Genomic DNA, 20,117 nt, shown 5'->3' on the forward strand with positions numbered 1-20,117 from the left:
AGCCATGCCGGCGGAACGCGTCCGCCTGGAACGGAAATTAACGGACCCTGACAAAAAGCGAGTATGTGAACGAAGTGTCGTTAACATACCCGCTAAGAGATACCTTGAAGAGTTTTTCAGTGGGTTTTTAATAGATATTGGACCGCCTCCAACAAATTTTGTGCAATATGATCTGGTTCTGCATCTTTCCAGAAATCTCGATATTGGTGTAAGGAACTTTCGCCCCAACCAGTTAAGACTAATATTTTCATCGCACCTACAGCATGAGCTGCCAGCATATCTGTAGATCCAACATCCCCGATTACGACACAATTTTTTAGCTCTAAATTATGTTTCCTAGCAGCCTCTATTAACAAACCTGATTTAGGTTTATGGCACATACAACCAGCTTCTTCACAATGCAGACAAATAAATGCATCATTAAAACCGTATGAAAGAAACTCCTCTTGAAACTCTGTGATTGACGCTTCTTTTCTGCTGATTCTATGTTGATTCGTGAATGCAAACATACGAATGCCATGCTCTTTCAGTAATTTAAATGCATCGTTACTGAATTCATAAGGCTTAAAATCCTTAGGGTGAATAAAATGACCAGAGCCACCAATTGTGCCATTTCTATCTATAAATACTGCTTCTATGTTTTTTATTTGATCCATTGTTCGATAATGGTTACTTTTTTATTTGTTGCATCTAATTTAATATTTCTACCAATGGGCATCGTTAGCATGGGATGGGTATGGCAACAATCAAATTCAGAAAGAATTGGAATGGATGGTTGTCCAAGCGTTTCTAGCAATATATCAGATGGTTTTCTTCCTGTTCCTTGATCATCAAACAGCTCGTGTTTACCTAATATTATTCCGCCTACACGGTCAAATACACCGTTCAGTTTTAACAGGTTAAAGTTCTTTTCAACAACGGAAGCTGTTTTCATCGTGTCTTCTATTAAGAGAATATCTCCTTCTTTAATCTTAGGCATATAGGGGCTTCCCCAAAAGCCATACATAGCATTTAAATTACCACCAATTAATCTTCCTTGTGAAGAACCTCCGTTTAAGCAAACCCACTCATTGCTTCTTTTTTCTTTTTCATCTGTTTTCTCCTCCCAATTAAGTGGCTCATCTGTCCAATAAGGAGGAGTTGGAAAGGTATAAGGAATTTGCTGCTGTTCGATTAACATTTCATTGAAATAATCGAATGTATAATGCACAAAAGGCTCAAATTCTCCAAAAGAAGGAACCAAGGCTGGACCGTAAAAAGTTGGAACCCCAGTTTGTGCATAAATTCCTAACAAAATAGCAGTTGCGTCGGAATAGCCAATCATTATTTTAGGATCGCTCTTAAATGCTTCATAGTCAATATAAGGTAAAATGGCATTAGAATTTGTTCCTCCAATAGTTGACATAATACACTTGATGTCTGGGTCACGAATGAGTTCATTCAATTCATTTGCCCGTTCCTGAATACTACCCGAACGATAATAATCATGCTGGCCAGTTAGATATCCTTCAACAATCTCAAATCCTTTTGATTCTAAAAAAGACTTTGCTCTTTTATATCTCCTAGGGGATAAATAAGTGATAGGAGAAGATGGTGAATATATCCCAATTTTATCTCCTTGCTTTAGTCGATTTACTAGTGTCATAAAATATATTCTCCTCAGTTAATTAATGTAATAGTTAAGATAGGTAAGTATTTACAATTATAGCTTAAGTAAGTTAAAGTGAAAATACAATATTCTGACGATTATTGCGAGAAATATTTTAATGTGAATACTATTGGGGGCAAGAAAATGTTGATAAAAGAACAAGCCGAGTTGTTAAGCAAAGATGGATTTTACATGAGTACCGATAAAAGTTTGTTGGATGTGGAAGTCATCTATAATTTTCTTAGTAAAGAATCTTATTGGCTTGAAGGTACGTCAAAAGAATTGGTTATAGCATCTATTGAAAATTCAACTATTTGTTATGGTATTTATGATGGAGATCCTACTAAGGGGACATCGAAACAAATAGGTTTTGCCCGAGTTCTATCTGACCTTGTTAGATATTCTTGGCTGGCGGATGTGTTTGTACTGCCTGAATTTAGAGGAAAGGGTCTAAGTAAATGGTTAATGACCGTTATCACGGAGAATTCAAAATTAAAAGGAACTAATTTTCACTTAGGTACTAGAGATGCTCATTCCTTGTATGCACAATTTGGTTTTAAACCTTTAGAAAGAACTGAAAACAGTATGGCAAGACCACTTGATTGGGATGCTATAAATGCAATATATAAAGTAGATAAATAAAAAAAGAAAGAAGTAACTGCACCGCATGTTTTATTTAGAGCGGAGGGGTTACTTCTTTTTATGTGCTAATTCATATTTTATGCGCATTTTCCAATTGCTGAAGTTTGAAACTAAATAATAGATACTTAAGTAAATCAATGTAAAACTAATTATTTCTACTAAAAAACGTAGTATCGAGACCATACTAAAATTGTCCATTAAACTATAGTGGAAAAAGTCTATTTTAAAAATCGTGTTATCTGCAATTATTTTGGTAATGATGTAAGTAAAAAATACTTTCCAAAATGACATCTATCCACCTCCGTTATAGGTACAATTATCTCACATTTCCAGATATTATGCGATTCTTATATATAGGCATAGATGAAGGACTTTTTAATAGTTTCTTTTATAATGAAGGTAGATTTTCTAATGGAAATGATTACGAATGAGATGCAGCTAATTATTACTTTTACTATTTTAGCGATTAGTATCGTTTTATTTATTAGTAATCGAGTACTTGCAGATTTAGTAGCTCTTCTGGCATTATTAGCATTTGTTATAACAGGAGTATTAGAACCTTCAGAGGCACTTGCGGGATTTTTGAATTCTGTAGTAATTATGATTGCTGGTTTGTTTGTAGTGGGAGCAGGGCTTCTAAGTACAGGTCTTGCACAAACAGCAGGAAACCAACTGCTCAGATTGTCGGGAAAAAGTGAGGAAAAGTTATTTGTGTTATTGCTTATAATTACAGGTAGTGTCGGGGCATTCATGAGTAATACTGCAACTGCGGTTTTATTTGCACAGATAGCAATGAGTGCAGCTATTACGATGGATGCAAATCCATATACTTTTCTAATCGCAATCGCTGTTTCTTCCAGTATGGCTTTTGCGACACCGGTTGCATCTCCGACAAATTCATTGGTAATGACATCAGGAGGATATTTGTGAAAGCGGGAGTTCCCCTATCAAACTGTCATGTTTATTATAATGATGATTGTTATTCCACTCTTCTTCTCGCTCTAACAAAAATAGGGTTTCTTCTATATAGAAGAAACCCTATTTTTTATTTGACAATTTCTCCTAATATGTTATAACTATTATTGTTAGACCTAAAGCAAAGTAATCAGCTTGGAATAATATATTATCAAAAGGGGTTTGATGATGGGAAGAGAATTTGTCGATATCTTTGATGGATGGGCACACTCTTATGATGAGTCGGTTTCTGGCAAAGATCCAGAATATCGAGATGTATTTGAAGGCTATGAAGTTATTTTGAGAGAAGTAACAAATCGTGTTTCTGGAACGGTAATTGAATTTGGAACTGGTACTGGTAATTTAACAGCACAGCTAATCAAAGAAGGGATTTCGGTTATTGGTATCGAACCTAATACGAAGATGCGTGAGCTAACTTTAAAACGATTTCCTTCTATTAATGTACTAGATGGGGATTTACTTCAGTTTAATATAGAAAATGAAAATATAGATGCAATAGTTAGCACATATGTTTTTCATCATTTAACGGATGAGGAAAAAGGAGAAGCTTTAAAGAAATATGCACAGCTTCTTTCGAAACAGGGAAAGATTGTTTTTGCAGATACAGTTTTTATTACGGAGGAAGCAAAACAGGCTCAAATTGAAAAGGAAAGAAATCGTGGTTTTAATAATGTGGCAGACGATTTAGAGCGAGAATATTATACTACTATTCCGATACTAACAAATTTGTTTGAGGAAGCAGGGTTTCAAGTGAGTTTCCAAAAAATGAATGATTACGTTTGGCTATTGGACGCAACTAAAAAATAAGGAGCGATAATAATGAAAAAAATGAATGTAGAAAGCTTTAATTTAGATCACACAAAAGTGGCAGCACCATTTGTACGATTAGCAGGAACAAAGACTGGCGTTCAAGGTGATGAAATTTTAAAATACGATATCCGTTTTAAACAGCCAAATAAAGAGCATATGGAGATGCCGGGATTACATTCACTAGAGCATTTGATGGCGGAAAATATCCGAAATCATACAGATCAAGTAGTGGATATAAGTCCGATGGGATGTCAAACTGGGTTTTATTTATCAGTTATTAATCATGATAACTATGATGAAATCTTAGAAATTATTGAAAATACATTAAAAGATGTATTGGAAGCGACAGAGGTTCCAGCTTGTAATGAAGTTCAATGTGGTTGGGCAGCAAGTCATAGCTTAGAAGGAGCAAAAGAAATTGCTTCAGAGATGCTTTCTAAAAAAGATGAATGGCGACAAATTTATAAAGAGGAAGCGTAATGAAAGTATTTAGTAGTGTGCATGAATTGATAGGCAATACACCTGTTGTTGAAATAAAACATATTCCTATTGCGAATAATTGCCGGATTTTTGCAAAGCTTGAATATTTGAATCCAGGAGGCAGTGTGAAGGATCGTCTTGGTGTTTCGTTGATTGAGGATGCTGAACAATCGGGAAAGCTTGTCCCTGGTGGAACTATTATTGAGCCAACTGCGGGAAATACAGGAATTGGAATCGCACTTGCTGCAGTAGGAAAAGGATACAAAGTTATGTTTGTTGTCCCTGAAAAATTTAGTGTTGAGAAACAAACACTGATGCGTGCGCTTGGTGCAGAGATTGTAAATACGGATACTGCACTTGGAATAAAAGGTGCTATAGACAAAGCAAGCGAATTAGTGAAACAAATTCCGAATGCTTTTTCACCTTCTCAATTCTCAAATCCAGCAAATCCTGCTACGTATACAAAAACACTCGGCCCTGAATTATGGCGTGATTTAGAAGGTCAAATTGATATATTTGTTGCTGGTGCCGGTTCAGGTGGGACGTTTATGGGAACATCTGAATTTTTAAAATCGCAAAAAGCGGACATTAAAACCGTTATTGTAGAGCCTGTCGGATCCATCTTAAACGGCGGAGAATCAGGACCTCATTTGACAGAAGGAATCGGTATGGAGTTTTTACCGGATTTCATGGACCGGTCGTATTTTGATGCAATTCACACGGTGAGTGATCAAGATGCATTTATTAAATTGCAAGAGTTGTCTAAAGAGGAAGGACTACTCGTTGGAAGTTCTTCAGGTGCAGCTTTTTATGCTGCACTTCAGGAGGCAGAAATTGCAAAAGAAGGAAGTCATATTGTCACGATATTCCCAGATTCTAGCGAGCGCTATTTAAGTCAAAAAGTATATGAATTGTTCAAGGAGGAGAAATAATAGATGCGTGCAAAAACGAAGCTTATTCATGCAGGAATTGTTGGAGATGAGGCAACTGGAGCAGTGTCTACGCCAATTTATCAAGTGAGTACGTACAAACAAGAGGCAGTCGGAAAATTTAAAGGCTATGAATATTCACGTACGGGTAACCCTACTCGGCATGCTTTAGAGGTTTTAATCAGTGATTTAGAGGGTGGAGTTGCAGGATTTGCTTTTGCTTCCGGTATGGCCGCAACTAGCTCTGTTATGATGCTTTTCAGTAAAGGTGATCACGTTATTTTAACGGATGATGTATACGGTGGTACATACCGTGTCATTTCTAAAGTATTGAACCGTTTCGGAATCGAAGCAACTTTTGTAGATACAACTGATATATCTAAAGTGGAAGAAGCAATTAAAGAAAATACAAAAGCTATTTTCCTAGAAACACCGACTAATCCTCTATTAAAAATTACAGATATAGAAGCAATTGCAAAATTTGCAAAAGATAAAGGCTTACTTACTATTGTGGATAACACTTTTATGACCCCTTATTTCCAGCAACCGATTGCGCTTGGAGCAGACATTGTTGTGCATAGTGCAACGAAATATATTGGTGGACATAGTGATGTAGTAGCAGGGCTAGTTGTAGTGAATTCAGAGCAGCTAGCGACTGATTTGCACTTTGTACAAAACTCAGTAGGAGCAGTGCTCGGACCACAAGACTCTTGGTTACTAATGCGTGGTATTAAAACGCTTGGTCTTCGCATGGAAGAGCATCACTTGAATGCTCAACGAATTGCAGAGTTTTTAAATAATCACGAGGGTGTTAAGAAGGTATTTTATCCAGGTTTAGTGAATCATCCAGGGCACGAGCTGATGAAGAAACAAACGACTGGCTTCGGAGGGATGATCTCTTTTGATGTGGGTAGTGGAGAAAAAGCTGATGAGCTATTAGCGAAGCTTCGTTATTTTACATTAGCAGAAAGCCTAGGAGCAGTAGAAAGCTTGATTTCTGTTCCTGCAAGAATGACTCATGCTTCGATTCCAAGTGAGCGACGCCAAGAATTAGGCATTACGGACGGTCTGGTTCGAATTTCTGTAGGGATTGAAGACGTGGAAGATTTAATAGAAGATTTAACACAAGCATTAGCTTAATGAATTTGGTACACCACTTAATTGTGGTGTACCTTTTTTGTTGCTTGGAAAAGAGATAGTTGGACTATAAAGAGGTTTAGTTGGAAAATAGGCTAGTTTAGTTGGAAAAAACAACGACTTAGTTGGAATATAGTGAGGTCTAGTTGTAAAAACATATATTTTAGCATCGTATTGTAACTAATTTATTTCTGAAAACGACTTATAGATAAACGGTGACAAGGAGGATAAGATGAAAAAAATATGCATTTTGTTTATCTGCGGTCTATTTCTGGTATCTTGTAATTCTATTACACAACCGTTTTCGCATACTATTATTGACTTTGTTGATTTTGTAAAGATTAATGATAAGGAATATGAAGCGCTTTACAGTGTAATTATTGCCGATCCAAAAAATATAGGGGAAAAAATAGGAGAAGTAAAATTTAAAGTTTCCGATAATGTTTCGAATCCTAGTTATCGCACGAAAGATGGAGATGCTGCATTTTGGGATAAGGGAACTGAAATATTTAGTGTGACAAATAGAGAAGACCTTATCGCAATTAAGGATGAAAGTATAGTAAATGGTTATAGGATTTATTATTCTCGTTCAGATGATAACAATTTTAAATATCATTACAAAGATATAAACTTAGAATCAATTATAAAAATTGAATTATACGATGGTAATACAACACTCACTAATACTTTAAAAAACGATACAGAAATAAATGATTTATTATCTATTCTAAATGAGGGTACAGTAAGTTCCTCATTTTCTCCAAACACAACTCAAGGCTATCCAGTAAGCTATCAAATCGTTCTCTATAGCGAAGAAGAAATAGCATATTATTATTCATTATTCTTTGATGGCAACGTGTGGTTTTGGCACCCTTGGGATACATCTATAATTTCAAATGAGATAGAGTTTTACTTAAATTGAGTACCGATTTAGGTGCTCTCTTTTTATTGAAGAAGAAAAGGAGAGAAATAGTGGCTGATAGTTGCTATCAGACTTTCAGGAGTTTTGCTAAGGAAACTATAAATAATGAAAAAAAGGGAATTGAGGTATCTATGATGACCTATTCCCTTTATATTATTAAAGACTTTTATGGATATTCAACAATGTAAATCAACTAGAACAGATTTACCAAAAAAATGCTGAAGCCAGTACGATTCCAGTAATAGCCCCAAGTGCAATACCAAATCCAAATCCAGATCCAAATCCAAATCCATCTCCAAAAAATCCTAAACCATAGCCACCGAGATTATTATCAGGTTGTATCCAGACTATGTTTCTGCGGACTCTAGTAATTTCTCCGACATGAACACTACCATCACGGCAAGTAATTCTCACTCTTTTTCCATAATATCTACAACAAAGATCGAATGCATCAGAATTGTTCATTTTCTTCCTCCTCTCAAGAATAATTTACATACAAGTATGTTCTAATAATTTATGCCATTAATAATGTTACGTAATAGACAAGTGTCTAGAGAATGACGGAATAATATTGTATTTTTATGTTTTATAAAACAATATGGGAAATCAAAACATATGATAGAAGATAAATAAATAAAAAGGATGAGATACGATACATGCCGGTTATTCAAACACAGCAATGGCTTTATAAATTTGTTGAATTATGTGAGGAGCGGTCTGGAAGAGGTTCATCTAACATGCAACGAGAAATAATTTGTAATCCCATCATGAAATTACTTCCCAAAATAAATCCTGAAGTATGGCAATATGAACTCTTGAGGCATGGATTGTTTGAGCCCAATGAATGGATGAACATTGAAAACACAGTAAAAGAAATGGAAGCACAGAACGTATGGGAAATTGTAAAGAAAGAATATCGATTTCTAAAAAAATTATGGAATGGTCCAAAGGTTTCTATCTATATTTTTCCTATAAAAAGAGCAAGTCTTGAATCAGGAGAGCAAATACCTAAAAAAAATGGAGTAGCATATAAAGGATTATTGTTTTTATTTATGTCTACTAAGCTTACAAAAGAGGAAATAAAAGCATTATTTGCGCATGAATACAACCATGCTTGCAGACTAAACTTTTTAAATATGTCTCCTGATAAAATTCCTTTAAAAGATTCACTCATCATAGAGGGGTTAGGGGAGTATGCAGTTAAAGACTTATATGGCGAGCAGTGGTTGGCTCCTTGGACAAATCTGTATTCATCTGAGGATGTTATGGAATTATGGAAAAACCTGTTTGTACCTTCGTTAAATGTTATAGGTCTCAAAAATCACCAGTTATTTTTATACGGTAAAGCAAGAAGCCGATTTCCTAAATGGATTGGATATTATTTAGGTTTTCAAATTGTCGATACCTTTCAAAAGAGGCAAGGTCCCTTTCAAAATAACGAGTTATATACCAAATCCTCCAAAGAAATTATAACTGGTTCCAACTTTCCTATTTAACAAGTAAGCTAGTATGGAACATGAAATTATGTTAGCTGCATTTAAATGCACGAAAGCCGATAAATTGCTGGTTTTGAAGTATAAATTGATTATGTTCTTCCCATAAATCAAAGAAATCTATATTTATGTTTGCTGTTTGATTTATGTCATTTATTTCACTTTGAATAAGTCCAGAGGGTGTATCTATTATATTAATTTGAGTGAATCCAGCTTGCTGTAACTTCATGATCCACTCAGCTTCATTTAATACTGTATGGATACCATATAGGTCGCATACTTTTCTTTGTAATTCTTCTGGAGGATATCCTTCAGCTGTCATTTCAATCAAAATCAACCTTCCTTCCCTTTTTAAAACTCTGAAAAGTTCATTTAACGTCTTCGTTATGTCAGTAAAAATGATAACAGACTCGGCTATTATTAAATCAAATGAGTCATCAGCAAAATCCAAGTTTTGTGCGTCACCTTCCCTCACAATTATAAGATTTTCCTTATAATTAAATCGTTCCATAGCTTTTTCTACCATAAGGGGGTGATTATCTATAGCAGTCACTTTACAATCAAATTTTTCAGCTAAGAAAGCTGCAGTCTGTCCTGTTCCACAACCTATATCTAGCACAGATTCAGTTGGCTGAATATTTTCTTTTTCTAATATAGATTGAGTTAAAGCAAAACCTCCTGGATGCGCACCACCTATTCCAAAAAGAGCTAATAAATCTAAATAAGCATTAGACACATGATTCCCTCCTATTTTTATATAGCTATAGTATGCTCACAATCTATTTAATACCTGATTGATTTTCCCGAATTTGTTTACATTAATGTGTAGCAATTTAGCCAAATTTATTGAATGGTTAAAGGAAAAAATACTAGTTTTGGAGAATATCCTATAGAAAGACTAGTATTTCAATTTTAAATCGTCGATCCAACCGAGCTTTGGGAGGGAAGTTATATGAAACAATTAAATGTTAAAATCAATATTAGAGAATATGTAGAAGATGATTTTGAAAGTATTCATCAATTAAATATACAGGAAAAATGGAATAATCTTGTCATTAAAAAGGAAGATACCAAAAATGCTTGGAGCCAATCAAATGTTGCGTTAGTTGCTTGTGCAAATGACCATGTAATTGGCTATATAAGAGGAATTACAGATGGCTTTATTTCACTTTTTGTTTGTGAGCTATTGATTGAAAAAAATTACCGTGGGTTAAGAATTGGAACAGATTTATTAAAATATGTACATAATCTTTTTCCAAAAACACGAATCGAGTTGCTTACTTCTAGCTCTTCCCGTACCTATTATGAGGACCAAGATTTTAGGAGTTTCTACGGTTATCGAAAAACGTTCGAGGAATGGTGATATTTTTATATGAAAGTGAAGAGAAAAAAGGGTGAAGTTGGTTTATTAAAAAGTATAATGATTGAGATTAGAGATTCAATATTATTTGAAGTAATTTGGAACATAGTTGCTTTTTTTCCTAGAATGATGGTTAGATTATTGAAGAATTTTTATTATTAGTGAGGAGTGTCTATATGAGAAAACTGTTAGAAAAAAATGATTATGCACCGTATTATGCACCTTATGTGGATTTAGTTCCAGAAGGGGATTTCATTGAAATTTTATCTCAACAAATGGAAGAGATACGTAACTTTTTTTATGAAATTTCTGATCAACAAGCACTTTTCAAATATGCCCCTGAAAAATGGAGTATAAAAGAAGTGATTGGACATATGGCAGATACAGAGCGAGTAATGGCATATCGGCTTCTAGCCTTTGCGCGAGGTGATTCTAACTCTCTACCCGGTTTTGATGAAACTGAATATATGCAACATGCATTTTTTGATAAACAATCAATCGATGACCTCATCGAAAGTTTGTTAGTAGTCCGCCGATCAACAATCCAACTTGTTAAGAGTCTTTCAAATGAAGATTTGCAACGACGTGGGATAGCAAATAATCATGAAATAACTGTTCGGGCTCTTATTGTTATTATCGCAGGTCATGAACTTCATCATCGAAATATAATAAAAGAACGATATATTAGTTCCGAATCCTATCCAAGTAAATAATGACAATAAGGAAGGTTATATTTGTACAAATGGCTTTAATAGTTATTTACTAACCTATTTTCAACTAGATAAGACCCCAGAGGAAATGTCTTTATATTTGCTTTCTGTAACTCATCATCAAAAGCTCGGGGATAAATGGAGAGTTCCATTATATGAATAAAACAGAATACTTATGGGCATTCAGAAAATAAAAAGTGTCTCTTTCTACAAATTTTGTAGAAAGAAGACACTTTTTTCTGGTGTTTTAATCGTTTCTCTCACTATTGATAATATGCAAGCAAAAGTCTAAATCTGCTTGTAAGTGTGTTTCCATCAGTTTTTTAGCTTTTTCTCCATTTCTCAATTTAATAGCTTCGTAAATTTCCTCGTGCTCATCGATAAGGTGGGGTCTTTTATATAGAACTACTGTTTTTCTAAACAGATAAATAATAGATTTCATTCGATCAATCGTATCAATCATGAGCGTATTTCCACTTGCCCTTACTATAATCTCGTGAAATAGTTCATTTGCCTTCATAATCTCTTCTGTTGTACCTTCTCTTCCAATTTTAATACAGTTTGAAAGAGTTTTTAGGTCATCTTCTGGTAAATACATTGCTGCTGATTTTGCAGAGAATCCTTCAAGCAGTATTCTTACTTGAAATAAGTTGCGTAGGTCTTTCTCCGTTGGTTGTACTACTTTTTTATTGATAATGAGACCTTCATTATTAAGTTGTCGAAGAGATTCTCGAATAGGGGTGCGACTAATACCCAATTCTGCAGCTAGTTTTTCTTCTACAATTTTTGTACCACCTGGTAAATCACCATTTAAGATTCGATCCCGAATGACCTCGTATGCTTGTTGATAGGCAGAGCGAGAATTTGTACTCTGTTGGTTCATTTTTTTCACTCCTAATTGTTTCAACCTAATATTATAAACTTATCAAAAAGTGATTAATAAAGAAAGGTCGGTTATCAGTATCTCTTAATTTGTATACAAGTGTGACAAAATTGTATACAAAACTATCATTATGGTATACAATATTTTTGTGCAGTTTTATTGCAAACGGTTTCATTTAACATAAATAGATAGAATTTATAGAGAAGTTCAGGGAATATTATTCGAATTAGGAGGAATTAACATGGCACAAAAAGTTGGTTTTATTGGTTTAGGAATTATGGGTAAACCTATGGCATTGAATTTATTAGCAAAAGGTTACGAGTTGAACGTAAACGATTTAAATAAAGAAGCAGTACAAACATTAGTAAATGCTGGTGCAACATTTGGAGATTCAGCGAAAGTAATCGGAGAGAATAGTGATGTAATTATTACTATGTTGCCTGCTTCACATCATGTAAAACAAGTAGTATTAGGTGAAAATGGAGTGCTTAAGGGAGCGAAAAAAGGTTCTATCATAATGGATATGAGTTCTATTTCACCGGTAGTATCTAAAGAAATTGCTTCTGAAACAGAACAACAAGGAGTAGAAATGATAGACGCTCCTGTTAGTGGCGGGGAACCAAAAGCAAAAGAGGGTACTCTTGCAATTATGGTAGGCGGTAAAGAAGAAGTGTTTGAGCAAGTGAAGGATATTTTACACGCAATGGGTGCAGAAGTAACTTTAGTCGGAAGTAACGGTAGTGGTACAACCGCTAAATTAGCAAACCAAGTAATCGTTAACTTAAATATAGCTGCTATGTCAGAGGCTTTAGTTCTAGCTTCAAAAGCTGGTATCGATGTGGAAAAAATGTACCAAGCGATTCGTGGTGGACTTGCAGGAAGTGCAGTATTAGATGCGAAAGTTCCATTAATCTTAGATCGCAATTTTGTTGCCGGTGGAAGAATAGACATTAACATGAAAGATATAACGAATGTTATGGAAACTGCGCATAACTTAGATGTTCCAATGCCTTTATCTAGTCAGTTGCTTGAAATTTTCCATGCGTTAAAAGCAGATGGAAAAGCTGCGGATGATCATGGTGGAATCGTTCAATATTTTGAAAAACTTGCAAATATCGAAGTGGGGAGAGTTTAAGTAATGACCACAATAGATAGTGCACAAAAGCGATCGGCTCAAGAGGTCCTAGGTAATATTAAGGAAGTAGACGCAACAGTAGTCAAAGATATGCTTGTAAGTGAACTACGTGATTTAAATAAAAAAATTATTGTATTAGATGATGATCCAACCGGTGTACAAACCGTACATGGCATTTCAGTTTACACAGATTGGTCAGTTGATAGTATTGAAAAAGGGTTTCAAGAAGAAAATTCGATGTTTTTCTTATTAACGAATTCTAGAGGTTTTACTGCTGCTAAAACTGATAAAGCCCATACTGAAATTGCGAATAATATTGCGCATGTAGCTAAAAAATTAGACAAAGATTTTATTATCATCAGCCGTGGCGATTCTACTCTAAGAGGTCATTATCCACTAGAAACGGAAGTCTTAAAATCAACAATTGAAGCTTCATCAGGCATTCAGTATGATGGCGAAGTAATTCTTCCGTTTTTTAAAGAGGGTGGACGTTTGACAGTAGACAATATACATTACGTGCAATATGAAGAGGATTTAGTTCCAGCTGGTGAAACAGAGTTTGCAAAAGACAGAACCTTTGGTTACACAAAATCTCATTTAGGTGAATGGGTAGAAGAAAAAACTGAAGGTAGGTTTAATGCAGTAAACGCAACCTATATATCATTAAATAGCCTTCGTGCCCTTGATATCGAAGGAATTAAAGAACAATTACTTCAAGTAAGAGATTTCAATAAGGTTGTCGTGAATGCAGTAGATTACGTGGACGTAGAAATTTTTGTAATTGCACTTGTTAAAGCGATGAAAGCTGGTAAGCAATTCATGTACAGAAGTGCAGCTGCACTTACAAAAGTAATTGGTGGAGTAAGCGATAAAGCACTTCTAACAAGAGATGAATTGATTCGTGAAGAAACAAATCATGGTGGATTAATTTTAGTAGGTTCTCACGTTAAGAAAACAACAGAACAACTAGAAGAATTAAAAACAAGTGATTTCATTGAATTCATTGAATTTGATTGCCATCTTGTTTTACAACCGGACAAGTTTCAAACAGAAATTGACCGCGTAATTGAATCAGCAGAAACTCTTATCCGTGAAGGAAAAACAGTTACTATTTATACAAGACGTGAAAGATTAGATCTTGGTGAAGGTAAAAAAGAAGAAGAGTTAAAACTATCTGTCAAAATCTCAGATGCTGTAACAAGCTTTGTTCAACGATTAAGTGTTCGTCCAAATTACATTGTTGCAAAAGGTGGAATTACTTCTAGTGATATAGGTACAAAAGGTCTTGAAGTAAAAAGAGCAACAGTAGCAGGTCAAATTCAACCTGGAATTCCTGTATGGATCACTGGAGAGGAAAGTAAATTTCCTGGTATCGCGTACATTATCTTCCCAGGTAATGTAGGAGCAGTTACAACTTTAAAAGATACAGTTGCTATTTTAAATAAATAGTAGTGCTCATCTAGGAAAAGGGGACATCCAACCATGTTAGTTAACACGAAAAAGATTCTAAAGGACGCGCAGCGTGGAAAATACGCTGTTGCTGCCTTTAATGTATACAACTTAGAAACTGTTCAAGCTGCAATACATGTAGCAGAACAAGAAAACCAACCAGTTATTATCGCATTAGGAGAACGCTACTTCCCGACTGTAGACGTTGAAGGATTTTCTGCACTTGTGAGAGCAATAGCTGAAAAATCCACTATTCCTGTTGCGCTACATCTGGATCATGCCTATGAAAAAGAATCTATTATTCGTGCAATTCGTTGTGGATTTACTTCTGTCATGTTTGACGGTTCAACCTTTGAATTAGAAGAAAATGTACGTCGCACAAAGGAAATTGTTGAAACTGCCCATATGGCCGGTGTATCAGTTGAAGCAGAAATAGGTTCTTTAGCAAAAGGTGATTTCTCTGATGAAGAAGAAGGAGACGGAACGTTAACAGATCCTAAAGCTGCAAAGGAATTTGTGGATGCAACCGGAGTAGATTTTTTGGCTGCTGCTATTGGTACCGTGCATGGTATGTATAAAGGGGAACCGAAAATCGATCTTCCACTTTTAGAGAGAATTCAACAGGCTGTTGATGTTCCGCTTGTTTTACACGGTGGATCAGGAACTCCCGATGAAGTTATTAAGCAAGCAATCCAACTTGGCATTTGCAAAGTCAATGTAAATACAGAAGTTTCGATGGCTGCAGTATCATTTATTAAGAACTACTTCGAAACGCAAGACATTGTTCACCTTTCTACTATTATGGCAGATATGCAACAAGCAATGGAACCTGTCATGACCAAGTTCGTTCGAGTATTTGCAAATAAAGAAATGAAATAAACTTAGTTATTAAAAATTTGCTAAACGAAAAGAGGATTACAAATGCCGATAGTATCTGTATGTATAGGGGTTGCCATATTACTTCTATTGATGATTGTTTTTAAGTTAAATGCTTTTATCTCGTTAATTCTAGTAGCTCTAGTAGTAGGTATTTTAGAAGGAATGTCCCCACTTGATGCAGTAACATCTGTTCAAGGTGGTTTAGGTGGTACACTTGGTAGTCTAACAATGATTATCATTTTTGGAGCAATACTTGGTAAATTGATGACGGATTCAGGTGGAGCTCAACGAATTGCAACAACCCTTATAAAATCTTTCGGGAAAAAGAGAGTTCAATTAGCCGCTGTTCTAACAGCTTCTGTAGTAGGGATTGCCTTGTTTTTCGAAACAGGGGTAGTAGTATTAATTCCATTAGTATTTACAATTGCAACTGCAGCTGGAGTGCCGGTGTTATACATTGGTATGCCTGTAATTGCTGCGCTAATCACGATGCATGGATTTGTTCCTCCACATCCTGGACCAACAGCTGTTGCTAGTGTGTTTGATGCGAATATCGGTAAAACATTGCTGTATGGTATCGTAATTGCTATTCCGGCAATTATTATTGCTGGACCGTTGTATACAAAATTCTTTAAGAAAGAATTCTTAGAAGTAGAAATACCAAAAGGTTTATTTAATCCAAAAGAATTCACAGAAGATGAAATGCCTGGATTTGCAACAAGTCTTTTAACATCACTTATGCCGGTAATTTTAATTGCTTCTCAAGTAGTTGTTGAAATCGCAGCACCGGATTCAGCAATTATGCCGTTCTTTGATTTCATTGGTAATGCAAATATAGCTTTATTGCTTTCTGTCATTCTTGCATTCTTCACTTTCGGTTTAAATCGAGGTAAATCAATGAAAGATGTCATGAATTCTGTTGGAGAAGCAGTAAACGGAATTGCAATGATTCTATTAATTATTGCTGCTGGTGGTGCTTTCAAACAAGTACTAATTGATAGTCATATCGACCAATATATTGCTGATATAATGGCGGATTCTACTCTTTCTCCATTACTTTTAACTTGGTTAATAGCTGCTATATTACGTGTAGCAGTTGGATCTGCTACAGTGGCTGGTATGACAGCAGCAGGTATCGCTGCACCGTTAGTAGGAATGACTGGAGTAAGCCCAGAATTAATGGTGTTAGCTGCTGGAGCAGGTAGTGTTACATTCTCCCATGTGAATGATGCAGGATTCTGGATATACAAAGAATACTTTAATTTATCAATCGGTAAAACGATTAAAACATGGTCAGTGATGGTAACAATTATTTCACTTGTTGGACTAGCAGGTGTGTTAATTATTAATTCGATTATTTCATAAGGTTGGAAAGCGTCTCTTTTTACAAATGAAAATTTTGTAGAAAGAGACGCTTTTTTTGTTTAAATATACGCTATACTATCAATATTGAGAAAAAAGGTAGGCGAATTTTTATGCAAAGGTATATTGGTGAAATATTGCTAGTGATTACCGCAATTATTTGGGGAAGTGGATTTGTTGCAAGTGCTGTTTCATTAGAATATTATACACCTTATCAAATTCTAGCAGGACGGTTTATGATTGGAGCTTTATTATTAAGTATTCTATTTTATAAAAAGTGGAAGAAAATAAATAAAAGTTCACTTATTAAAGGAGCAGTATTGGGGATTTTTCTATACATTGCATTTGCCCTTCAAACTGTAGGACTTCAATATACAACTCCATCTAAAAACGCATTTTTAACCGCAGTAAATGTTGTGTTTGTTCCCTTTATTGGATTCCTCTTTTATAAGCGAAAAATAGATATGTTTGAAATGATTGGCGCTATAATGGCGTTAATTGGGGTAGCAGTATTGTCTCTTAAAATTTCAACCGAGATTAATATAGGAGACTTGCTTACTTTATGCTGTGCAGTTGGATTTGCATTCCATATATTTTATACAGCTAGATTTGTTAAAACAGAAGATCCAGTTGTGATTACAATTGTGCAAATGATTGTAGCAGCACTTATTGGTTGGATTGTTGTGATCTTTAGAGGAGAAACTTCTTTTTCGTTGGAAACAGAAGGAGTTATGAATCTTCTATATCTAGGTGTTTTTTCTACTACTATGGCATACTTAATGCAATCAGTTGCCCAGAAATACATAACAGAGACAAAGGCAGCCATCATACTTTCAACAGAGTCTTTTTGGGGAATGGCATTTTCAGTAATCATTTTAAGTGAAGTGATGACTTTAAAAATGATTCTTGGAGCTGTTCTAATACTCCTTGCAATTATTCTATCCGAAACAAAATTTAACTTTCTAAAAAAGAATAAGATGGAAGAATTGACTTAAAATAAACAAAAGCGTTTCTAATTAATATAGAGACGTTCATTGAAGACAAAAGGCAGTTAGCTAATTGATTTTGTTCATTGTTTAGATTAATTCTTCCGGAGTTCATAGAAAATAATAAGGTAACATTTTATGGCTTTAAGATCGTCCGCTCGACTCATGCGGGAAAAGCGAGACAGACGAGACTCAGCAGGAGCGTAGCGACGGCACTGTAAAATTCTATAGAATTTGACTTTCCTATATAATGTCGTCCGATAAATAAGAAAATCGTTGAAACGGCTCCCTTTCCGCGGGCGTTGCCTTAGCCTCCTCGCTGTGCTGCGGGGTCTTCGGCTAACGCTATTCCCGCAGGAGTGTCGCCTTTTTCAACGATTTTCTATAGATACAATTGAAAAAATTTACTCTTTTAAATGGCATGATGGTTTTCTAATTGAAAAGCGGATAATAGTTGATTGTAGTGAAAGGCGGCGACTCCAGCCGGAATAGCATGAGCTGAAGACCCTGGACTGAGTGAAGCGAGGGAAGCGGCTGAAGCCATGCCGGCGGAACACGTCCGCCTGGAACGGAAATTAACGGATCCAAAACAAGAATCGAATATGTGAACAACTTGCAATATAAAAAATGAGTTTATCTACAGTCTGAAGCGTTTCTAATTAATATAGAGACGCTTTTGTTCCTTCTCATTTAACTGGAACCCAAATTTCATTATATGTTTCCTTTTTGTAGATATTTGTATCCAAATAGACCTCAAATGGTTTAATGGAAGATAATTCATATGGATTGGATGGAAACCATTCCGAAAAAATACGCTCCCATGTATTGGCGATAGCAGATGGAAAAGGTCCTTGGACTTCAAAAACTACCCATTTTGAGGCAGGGAAGTCTATTCGTTGAAAGTCAGTTGGCTGATTACCACTATATTCAGCAGCAACATAGTAGTTCATTTTATTTTTTTCTTTGTTTACCTCTGCCCAGATGCCTAGTAAACCATTTATTTCTCCACTTTTTAAATCTAATAATTGATTTAATGTACCATCCTGTTGAATCTCATTCCAAAATGTTTGAAACGCTTCTATTCCACCGTTTTCTACATCAAAGGGAAATTCTCTATTCACCCCTATTACTTGAAAGGCCTCTCTCTCCACAACACGATATTGCATAAGTTTAGCTCCTCCTTCATATTTAATTTTTCCCGTTCTATCTCCTTCATACAAATTATATTTGAACATGCTACTCGTTTCAATTAATAATAGGGTAAAGTATAACAGATAAAGAATAAATTGAAATGGGCATAATGATAAGTATTCCATAATAACGCTAAGAAAGGAGGATGTAAATGATTCATATTGTAAATGGCGATGTAGTGGGAAATAAAATTCGAGATATAGATGGAGAAATTATTGTTTGGAGAGAGATGTATGATTTTGGTCCGTTAAGTTTAGAGTGGTCAAAAGAAGAACTGTTGCAAAGACGTGCTGCTTTTTTTGAAGATAGACTAGAGATTCCATCAACAATTTTTATTTCCAATTGTGTTAAACAAAATAACTTACTAAGTAATATATCGACAAAGGAAGAGGTCGTTCTTTGGTTTGAGCATGATCGTTTTGATCAAACAATGCTAATGTATTTAATATCAGAACTATCCGTTTTAGGTATTGTAAATATATCTATGATTAGTATTAATCAATACCCTGGCATTCATCCTTTCCAAGGATTGGGCCAGTTGTCTTCCGAGCAATTAATTGCTTTATTAGATAGTAAAAAAGAACTTTCAACTGATGAAATTTTAGAAGCTATTTCTGGGTGGATTGCATATAACTCAAAGGATGCAGAGGAATATAAAAGATGGATACATAACACACCTCATTTTCTTCCTTTTTTACTTCCATTTTTTCAAGAGCATAATAGCTATTTTCCTTCATTAAAAACAGGTCTTAATGAAGTGGAATATTTATCACTTAGTTTAATTCATGAAGGAAATCGCCAATTTTATGAATTATTTAAAAAGGTAACTGAAAAAAGAGTAAATGATGGGTTAAGTGATTTTCATTTAACAGCCATCTTAAATGAATTAATGAAGGGGCCGAATCCCTTAATTATGACAAATCAACCTTTACCCAACTATGCAGATTCGGTTTCAAATGCAAAGTTAGAAATAACATCCGCAGGCTGTGAAGTGCTAAATGAAAAACTAAATCGAATGGATCTTGTAGGAATCGATTGGTGGATTGGCGGAGTACATATGTATAAAAAAGTTTAATACAAAGTAAAATAAAATCAATTTCTATGGGGTGGAAATTGATTTTTTGTG

Annotated in this window: 23 protein-coding genes; 16 read left to right on the forward strand and 7 right to left on the reverse strand. The window is 35.0% G+C overall.

Going from position 1 to position 20,117, the window contains the following annotated elements:
* Window positions 1-116: 116 nt before the first annotated feature.
* Both WAX74_RS12260 and WAX74_RS12265 read right to left on the reverse strand, forming a co-directional pair.
* The gene (locus WAX74_RS12260; protein ID WP_336497955.1) at window positions 117-656 is read right to left on the reverse strand and encodes an HAD-IIIA family hydrolase; all 540 of its coding nucleotides are present in this window, start codon (window positions 654-656) and stop codon (window positions 117-119) included.
* The gene (locus WAX74_RS12265; protein WP_336497956.1) at window positions 644-1,645 is read right to left on the reverse strand and encodes a S66 family peptidase; all 1,002 of its coding nucleotides are present in this window, start codon (window positions 1,643-1,645) and stop codon (window positions 644-646) included. Before WAX74_RS12265 ends, WAX74_RS12260 begins: the two co-directional genes overlap by 13 nt.
* A gap of 147 nt (window positions 1,646-1,792) precedes the next feature.
* Between WAX74_RS12265 and WAX74_RS12270 the strand changes: the two genes are divergently transcribed.
* On the forward strand, window positions 1,793-2,290 hold the full coding sequence (locus WAX74_RS12270; protein WP_336497958.1) for a GNAT family N-acetyltransferase: 498 nt from the start codon (window positions 1,793-1,795) through the stop codon (window positions 2,288-2,290).
* A gap of 48 nt (window positions 2,291-2,338) precedes the next feature.
* Here WAX74_RS12270 and WAX74_RS12275 read toward each other — a convergent pair whose 3' ends face one another.
* On the reverse strand, window positions 2,339-2,581 hold the full coding sequence (locus WAX74_RS12275) for a hypothetical protein (protein ID WP_336497959.1): 243 nt from the start codon (window positions 2,579-2,581) through the stop codon (window positions 2,339-2,341).
* 102 nt (window positions 2,582-2,683) lie between these two features.
* Between WAX74_RS12275 and WAX74_RS12280 the strand changes: the two genes are divergently transcribed.
* From WAX74_RS12280 to WAX74_RS12305, 6 genes are all read left to right on the forward strand, one after another.
* Window positions 2,684-3,220: an SLC13 family permease gene (locus WAX74_RS12280; protein WP_336497960.1), complete on the forward strand. Its 537-nt coding sequence runs from the start codon at window positions 2,684-2,686 to the stop codon at window positions 3,218-3,220.
* A 213-nt stretch (window positions 3,221-3,433) separates the two neighbouring features.
* On the forward strand, window positions 3,434-4,072 hold the full coding sequence (locus tag WAX74_RS12285) for a class I SAM-dependent DNA methyltransferase (protein ID WP_336498028.1): 639 nt from the start codon (window positions 3,434-3,436) through the stop codon (window positions 4,070-4,072).
* A 12-nt stretch (window positions 4,073-4,084) separates the two neighbouring features.
* Window positions 4,085-4,555: an S-ribosylhomocysteine lyase gene (locus WAX74_RS12290; RefSeq protein WP_336497961.1), complete on the forward strand. Its 471-nt coding sequence runs from the start codon at window positions 4,085-4,087 to the stop codon at window positions 4,553-4,555.
* Window positions 4,555-5,487, forward strand: a complete 933-nt coding sequence (locus tag WAX74_RS12295) for a PLP-dependent cysteine synthase family protein (protein ID WP_336497962.1) — start codon at window positions 4,555-4,557, stop codon at window positions 5,485-5,487. Before WAX74_RS12290 ends, WAX74_RS12295 begins: the two co-directional genes overlap by 1 nt.
* A gap of 3 nt (window positions 5,488-5,490) precedes the next feature.
* Entirely contained in the window at window positions 5,491-6,624 is a 1,134-nt protein-coding gene (locus WAX74_RS12300; RefSeq protein ID WP_336497963.1) for a bifunctional cystathionine gamma-lyase/homocysteine desulfhydrase, read from the forward strand.
* A gap of 229 nt (window positions 6,625-6,853) precedes the next feature.
* Window positions 6,854-7,543, forward strand: a complete 690-nt coding sequence (locus tag WAX74_RS12305) for a hypothetical protein (protein ID WP_336497964.1) — start codon at window positions 6,854-6,856, stop codon at window positions 7,541-7,543.
* Window positions 7,544-7,747: 204 nt separating this feature from the next.
* Here WAX74_RS12305 and WAX74_RS12310 read toward each other — a convergent pair whose 3' ends face one another.
* The gene (locus WAX74_RS12310) at window positions 7,748-8,008 is read right to left on the reverse strand and encodes a hypothetical protein (RefSeq protein WP_336497965.1); all 261 of its coding nucleotides are present in this window, start codon (window positions 8,006-8,008) and stop codon (window positions 7,748-7,750) included.
* 272 nt (window positions 8,009-8,280) lie between these two features.
* Here WAX74_RS12310 and WAX74_RS12315 point away from each other — a divergent pair, with 272 nt between their 5' ends.
* A complete protein-coding gene (locus tag WAX74_RS12315) occupies window positions 8,281-9,039 on the forward strand; it encodes a DUF2268 domain-containing putative Zn-dependent protease (protein WP_336497966.1) in 759 nt (252 codons plus the stop codon).
* Window positions 9,040-9,070: 31 nt separating this feature from the next.
* On the opposite strand, the gene WAX74_RS12320 is transcribed toward WAX74_RS12315, so the two are convergent.
* On the reverse strand, window positions 9,071-9,772 hold the full coding sequence (locus tag WAX74_RS12320; protein WP_336497967.1) for a class I SAM-dependent methyltransferase: 702 nt from the start codon (window positions 9,770-9,772) through the stop codon (window positions 9,071-9,073).
* Between the two features lie 216 nt (window positions 9,773-9,988).
* Here WAX74_RS12320 and WAX74_RS12325 point away from each other — a divergent pair, with 216 nt between their 5' ends.
* Together WAX74_RS12325 and WAX74_RS12330 are read left to right on the forward strand one after the other, a co-directional pair.
* Window positions 9,989-10,399, forward strand: a complete 411-nt coding sequence (locus WAX74_RS12325; protein WP_336497968.1) for a GNAT family N-acetyltransferase — start codon at window positions 9,989-9,991, stop codon at window positions 10,397-10,399.
* Between the two features lie 173 nt (window positions 10,400-10,572).
* Window positions 10,573-11,109 (forward strand): DinB family protein, encoded by a 537-nt coding sequence (locus WAX74_RS12330; RefSeq protein WP_336497969.1) that lies wholly within the window; start codon window positions 10,573-10,575, stop codon window positions 11,107-11,109.
* Between the two features lie 244 nt (window positions 11,110-11,353).
* Here WAX74_RS12330 and WAX74_RS12335 read toward each other — a convergent pair whose 3' ends face one another.
* Window positions 11,354-11,989, reverse strand: coding sequence for a GntR family transcriptional regulator (locus tag WAX74_RS12335; protein WP_336497970.1), 636 nt, complete (start codon window positions 11,987-11,989; stop codon window positions 11,354-11,356).
* Between the two features lie 241 nt (window positions 11,990-12,230).
* On the opposite strand from WAX74_RS12335, the gene garR reads away from it, so the two are divergent.
* From garR to WAX74_RS12360, 5 genes are all read left to right on the forward strand, one after another.
* Window positions 12,231-13,124, forward strand: coding sequence for a 2-hydroxy-3-oxopropionate reductase (gene garR / locus WAX74_RS12340; protein WP_336497971.1), 894 nt, complete (start codon window positions 12,231-12,233; stop codon window positions 13,122-13,124).
* A 3-nt stretch (window positions 13,125-13,127) separates the two neighbouring features.
* On the forward strand, window positions 13,128-14,573 hold the full coding sequence (locus WAX74_RS12345) for a four-carbon acid sugar kinase family protein (protein ID WP_336497972.1): 1,446 nt from the start codon (window positions 13,128-13,130) through the stop codon (window positions 14,571-14,573).
* A 33-nt stretch (window positions 14,574-14,606) separates the two neighbouring features.
* A complete protein-coding gene (locus tag WAX74_RS12350; RefSeq protein ID WP_336497973.1) occupies window positions 14,607-15,452 on the forward strand; it encodes a class II fructose-bisphosphate aldolase in 846 nt (281 codons plus the stop codon).
* Window positions 15,453-15,494: 42 nt separating this feature from the next.
* Complete coding sequence (locus WAX74_RS12355; RefSeq protein WP_336497974.1) at window positions 15,495-16,817, forward strand: gluconate:H+ symporter; 1,323 nt, start codon at window positions 15,495-15,497, stop codon at window positions 16,815-16,817.
* 110 nt (window positions 16,818-16,927) lie between these two features.
* On the forward strand, window positions 16,928-17,809 hold the full coding sequence (locus tag WAX74_RS12360; protein ID WP_336497975.1) for a DMT family transporter: 882 nt from the start codon (window positions 16,928-16,930) through the stop codon (window positions 17,807-17,809).
* A 677-nt stretch (window positions 17,810-18,486) separates the two neighbouring features.
* Here WAX74_RS12360 and WAX74_RS12365 read toward each other — a convergent pair.
* Window positions 18,487-18,966, reverse strand: coding sequence for a GyrI-like domain-containing protein (locus WAX74_RS12365; RefSeq protein WP_336497976.1), 480 nt, complete (start codon window positions 18,964-18,966; stop codon window positions 18,487-18,489).
* 176 nt (window positions 18,967-19,142) lie between these two features.
* Between WAX74_RS12365 and WAX74_RS12370 the strand changes: the two genes are divergently transcribed.
* Window positions 19,143-20,066 carry a DUF1835 domain-containing protein gene (locus tag WAX74_RS12370; protein WP_336497977.1) on the forward strand — a complete coding sequence of 308 codons (924 nt, stop codon included), beginning with the start codon at window positions 19,143-19,145 and terminating at the stop codon, window positions 20,064-20,066.
* Window positions 20,067-20,117 lie beyond the last annotated feature (51 nt).

It is taken from the genome of Psychrobacillus mangrovi (genome assembly GCF_037104765.1).
GTDB classification, from domain to species: domain Bacteria; phylum Bacillota; class Bacilli; order Bacillales_A; family Planococcaceae; genus Psychrobacillus; species Psychrobacillus mangrovi.

What these genes read in the sequence shown, in the direction of transcription:
- WAX74_RS12280 (WP_336497960.1), top strand. Translation starts at nt 2,684, where the DNA reads ATGAAGGTAGATTTTCTAATGGAAATGATTACGAATGAGATGCAGCTA.
- WAX74_RS12310 (WP_336497965.1), bottom strand. Translation starts at nt 8,008, where the DNA reads ATGAACAATTCTGATGCATTCGATCTTTGTTGTAGATATTATGGAAAA.
- WAX74_RS12260 (WP_336497955.1), bottom strand. Translation starts at nt 656, where the DNA reads ATGGATCAAATAAAAAACATAGAAGCAGTATTTATAGATAGAAATGGC.
- WAX74_RS12360 (WP_336497975.1), top strand. Translation starts at nt 16,928, where the DNA reads ATGCAAAGGTATATTGGTGAAATATTGCTAGTGATTACCGCAATTATT.
- WAX74_RS12350 (WP_336497973.1), top strand. Translation starts at nt 14,607, where the DNA reads ATGTTAGTTAACACGAAAAAGATTCTAAAGGACGCGCAGCGTGGAAAA.
- WAX74_RS12365 (WP_336497976.1), bottom strand. Translation starts at nt 18,966, where the DNA reads ATGCAATATCGTGTTGTGGAGAGAGAGGCCTTTCAAGTAATAGGGGTG.
- WAX74_RS12370 (WP_336497977.1), top strand. Translation starts at nt 19,143, where the DNA reads ATGATTCATATTGTAAATGGCGATGTAGTGGGAAATAAAATTCGAGAT.
- WAX74_RS12265 (WP_336497956.1), bottom strand. Translation starts at nt 1,645, where the DNA reads ATGACACTAGTAAATCGACTAAAGCAAGGAGATAAAATTGGGATATAT.
- garR (WP_336497971.1), top strand. Translation starts at nt 12,231, where the DNA reads ATGGCACAAAAAGTTGGTTTTATTGGTTTAGGAATTATGGGTAAACCT.
- WAX74_RS12305 (WP_336497964.1), top strand. Translation starts at nt 6,854, where the DNA reads ATGAAAAAAATATGCATTTTGTTTATCTGCGGTCTATTTCTGGTATCT.
- WAX74_RS12315 (WP_336497966.1), top strand. Translation starts at nt 8,281, where the DNA reads ATGCAACGAGAAATAATTTGTAATCCCATCATGAAATTACTTCCCAAA.
- WAX74_RS12270 (WP_336497958.1), top strand. Translation starts at nt 1,793, where the DNA reads ATGTTGATAAAAGAACAAGCCGAGTTGTTAAGCAAAGATGGATTTTAC.
- WAX74_RS12295 (WP_336497962.1), top strand. Translation starts at nt 4,555, where the DNA reads ATGAAAGTATTTAGTAGTGTGCATGAATTGATAGGCAATACACCTGTT.
- WAX74_RS12330 (WP_336497969.1), top strand. Translation starts at nt 10,573, where the DNA reads ATGAGAAAACTGTTAGAAAAAAATGATTATGCACCGTATTATGCACCT.
- WAX74_RS12300 (WP_336497963.1), top strand. Translation starts at nt 5,491, where the DNA reads ATGCGTGCAAAAACGAAGCTTATTCATGCAGGAATTGTTGGAGATGAG.
- WAX74_RS12285 (WP_336498028.1), top strand. Translation starts at nt 3,434, where the DNA reads ATGGGAAGAGAATTTGTCGATATCTTTGATGGATGGGCACACTCTTAT.
- WAX74_RS12290 (WP_336497961.1), top strand. Translation starts at nt 4,085, where the DNA reads ATGAAAAAAATGAATGTAGAAAGCTTTAATTTAGATCACACAAAAGTG.
- WAX74_RS12345 (WP_336497972.1), top strand. Translation starts at nt 13,128, where the DNA reads ATGACCACAATAGATAGTGCACAAAAGCGATCGGCTCAAGAGGTCCTA.
- WAX74_RS12335 (WP_336497970.1), bottom strand. Translation starts at nt 11,989, where the DNA reads ATGAACCAACAGAGTACAAATTCTCGCTCTGCCTATCAACAAGCATAC.
- WAX74_RS12325 (WP_336497968.1), top strand. Translation starts at nt 9,989, where the DNA reads ATGAAACAATTAAATGTTAAAATCAATATTAGAGAATATGTAGAAGAT.
- WAX74_RS12355 (WP_336497974.1), top strand. Translation starts at nt 15,495, where the DNA reads ATGCCGATAGTATCTGTATGTATAGGGGTTGCCATATTACTTCTATTG.
- WAX74_RS12275 (WP_336497959.1), bottom strand. Translation starts at nt 2,581, where the DNA reads ATGTCATTTTGGAAAGTATTTTTTACTTACATCATTACCAAAATAATT.